The following is a 2978-nucleotide window of genomic DNA, read 5'->3' as shown; positions in this document are numbered from 1 at the left end:
GGGTGGCGATGGCGCCCCCGAAGTAGCCGGTCATGAGGATGGCGCCCAGCACCGCGGTGCGGGGAATGGCGTAGAGCAGGGCGCTCAGCACCTCGAGCACGATCATGGTGTGAAGGGCGCTCTCCTGCCAGCCGAACTTGACCATGCCCTGGACCATCTGCCCGCGGGCGAAGAACATCATGGCGGGACCCATCAGGATCATCAGCACGGGCAGGGCGCTGAAGACGCGCCCCGTCCAGGTCATCCAAGCGGGCTGGGCGGCAGGGGTGGAGCTGGTCATGGTTCGCTCCTCGATTGACGGAAGGATGCGCGGAGATTGTCGCACGATTCTCCCTGGATGGCGCCGAGTTTCAGCCCTGGATCACGCCTTTCCTTTCCCAGGATGACAGGACGGGGGCCTCACCTCACATGACCGGCGGTTGCGCGTCACAACGGCCGGGCTGGCGCTGCTGCTAGAATCAGGGGCTCGGAGAGGAGTGGAAACCCGCGGCGAGGGCGGGTCGCGCGCCATGTTCAAGAAGATCCTGGTGGCCAACCGGGGCGAGATCGCGGTGCGGGTGATGCGCGCCTGCCGCGAGATGGGCATTCCCGCGGTGGGCGTCTACTCCGAGGTGGACCGCCGGGCCCTGCACGTGCGCAAGTCCGACGAGGCCTACTGCATCGGCCCCGCCCCGGCGCGTGAGTCCTACCTGAACATCCCCAAGCTGCTGGAGGTGGCCGCGCGCGCCGGCGCCGACGCCATCCATCCCGGCTACGGCTTCCTGGCGGAGAATGCGGCCTTCGCCCGCGCCTGCCGCGCGGCAGGAGTGAAGTTCATCGGGCCCACGGCCGAATCCATGGAGGCCATGGGCTCGAAGACCCACGCCCGCCAGATGATGCAGGAGGCGGGAGTGCCCATGGTGCCGGGGACGGCGCAGGCGCTGGGCTCGCCCGCCGAGGCGCGGGAGGTGGCCGGGCGGCTGGGCTACCCGGTGATGCTGAAGGCGGCGGCGGGGGGCGGCGGCAAGGGCATGCGCGTGGTGGCCGCGGCGGCGGAGATGGAATCCTCCTTCACCCAGGCGCAGAGCGAGGCGGAGCGCGCCTTCGGCGACGGCACCGTCTATCTGGAGAAGTTCCTGGCCAAGCCGCGGCACGTGGAGGTGCAGATCCTGGCCGACGAGCACGGCCACGCCATCTACCTGGGCGAGCGCGAGTGCTCGGTGCAGCGCCGCCACCAGAAGGTGCTGGAGGAGTCGCCCTCGCCCATCGTGGACGCCCAGATGCGCCGCCGCATGGGCGAGACCGCGGTGCGCGTCGCCCAGGCCGCCGCCTACACCAACGCCGGCACGGTCGAGTTCCTGGTGGACGCGGAGCGCAACTTCTACTTCCTGGAGATGAACACGCGACTGCAGGTGGAGCATCCGGTCACCGAACTGGTGACCGGGCTGGACCTGGTGCACCTGCAGATCCACATCGCGGCGGGCGAGCCCCTGGCCATCGAGCAGAAAGACATCCAACTGCGCGGGCACGCCATGGAGTGCCGCATCTACGCCGAGGACCCGGACAACCACTTCTTTCCCTCGCCGGGAAAGATCACGCGGCTGCTCTATCCCGCGGGCCCGGGCGTGCGCGTGGACAGCGGCAGCTACGAGGGCTGGGTGGTGCCCATCGACTACGACCCGCTGATGGCCAAGCTGGTGGGCTACGCGCCCACCCGCGCGCAGACCATCGCGCGGCTCAAGCGGGCGCTGGACGAGTACTTCGTGGGCGGCATCAAGACCAACCTGCCGCTCTTCCGGGAGCTGCTGCGCTATCCCGACTTCGTGGCCGGGGAGCTGGACACGGGGCTGCTCGACCGGCTGCTGGCGGGACGGCGGGTGGCGGCGCCCGACCAGGAGCGCATGCGGCTGGCTGCCATCGCCGCCGCCCTGTTCGCGCACGAGGAGGCGACGGCGGCCCCGGCGTCGGTACGCACCAACGGTGCGCACCCCCCGGCGCAGTCGGCGTGGAAGCTGGCGGGGCGGCGGGAGGCGCTGCGCGAAAAGTGACCTTCGACGTCCAGATCGACGAGCGCAGCTTCCGCGTGGAGCTGCGGCAGAGCGACGGGCGGCTGGAATGCCGCGTGGACGGCCAGCCGGTGGAGGTAGACGCCATCATCACCGACCGCGACGTGCTCTCGCTGGTGCTCGCCGGGCGCTCCTACGAGATCAAGCGCGAGCGCGTGGGCCCGGACCAGCACATCCTGGTGGGCGTGACGCGCTACGCCAGCGAGGTGCGCGATCCGCGCTCCCTGCGCGCCCGCAAGGCGGCGGGCGACGGCGCCGAGGGCCCGCGCAAGCTCACCGCCCCCATGCCCGGCAAGGTGGTGCGGGTGCTGGCCCCGGCCGACACCCCGGTCGAGCAGGGCCAGGGCGTCATCGTGGTGGAAGCCATGAAGATGCAGAACGAGTTGAAGTCCCCCAAGAAGGGCGTGGTGCGCCAGGTGCTGGCCCGCGAAGGCGCCACCGTCAACGCCGGCGACGTGCTGGCCATCGTGGAGTAGACCTCAGGCCCTTCGGCGTGCGCCTCAGGGCAGGCCAAGGACGCACGTCAGGCGCAGCCAAGAACCAGCCCCTTCATTCCTCCGGCTGTACCGGCACGCCCTTCTTCAGGCAATCGTCCACGCTCGCGGAGGGGTCGCTGAGGGTGCGGATCCCTCCCCCCTGGTCGGTGCAGAAAGTGTGCCGGCTGAGGCTGGCAGCACTCTTGGGGGAGACGGGATTATAGCCCGCGCGGGCGCGAGGTCAAGCCGGGAGTAGCGTCACTTGCCCACCGAGCTCGGGTTCTTCAAGACCTCGTCGGCGTAGTAGTTCTCGATCTTGGCCTCGTTGCGGGCGACCTCGTAGTAGGCGGTCTTCAGCAGTTGCTCCAGGCGCTGGCGAAGTTGCTCGCGGATGGCCTGCTGCACCCGGGGATCGTTGAACTCGCGCTGCCCGGCGGGCTCCTTGGCCAGCAACTGC

4 protein-coding genes are annotated in these 2978 nt (G+C 70.0%); 2 read left to right on the top strand and 2 right to left on the bottom strand.

Features of this window, described 5'->3' with window-relative positions; genetic code table 11:
- Positions 1–280, bottom strand: a 280-nt coding sequence (locus VEG08_09040) for a DoxX family protein (GenBank protein HXZ28125.1), incomplete at its 3' end; no start/stop codon positions are given.
- 196 nt (positions 281–476) lie between these two features.
- On the opposite strand from VEG08_09040, the gene accC reads away from it, so the two are divergent.
- Positions 477–2027 (top strand): acetyl-CoA carboxylase biotin carboxylase subunit, encoded by a 1551-nt coding sequence (accC, locus tag VEG08_09035; protein ID HXZ28124.1) that lies wholly within the window; start codon positions 477–479, stop codon positions 2025–2027.
- Entirely contained in the window at positions 2024–2521 is a 498-nt protein-coding gene (locus VEG08_09030; GenBank protein HXZ28123.1) for a biotin/lipoyl-containing protein, read from the top strand. The genes accC and VEG08_09030 overlap by 4 nt, the downstream gene beginning before the upstream one ends.
- Positions 2522–2779: 258 nt before the next feature.
- On the opposite strand, the gene VEG08_09025 is transcribed toward VEG08_09030, so the two are convergent.
- Positions 2780–2978: peptidylprolyl isomerase (locus VEG08_09025; GenBank protein ID HXZ28122.1), on the bottom strand; the 199-nt coding region annotated here is incomplete at its 5' end.

The organism is Terriglobales bacterium (assembly GCA_035624475.1).
Taxonomy (GTDB): Bacteria; Acidobacteriota; Terriglobia; order Terriglobales; family Acidobacteriaceae; genus DASPRL01.
This window is presented reverse-complemented; position numbering and strand designations above follow the sequence as displayed.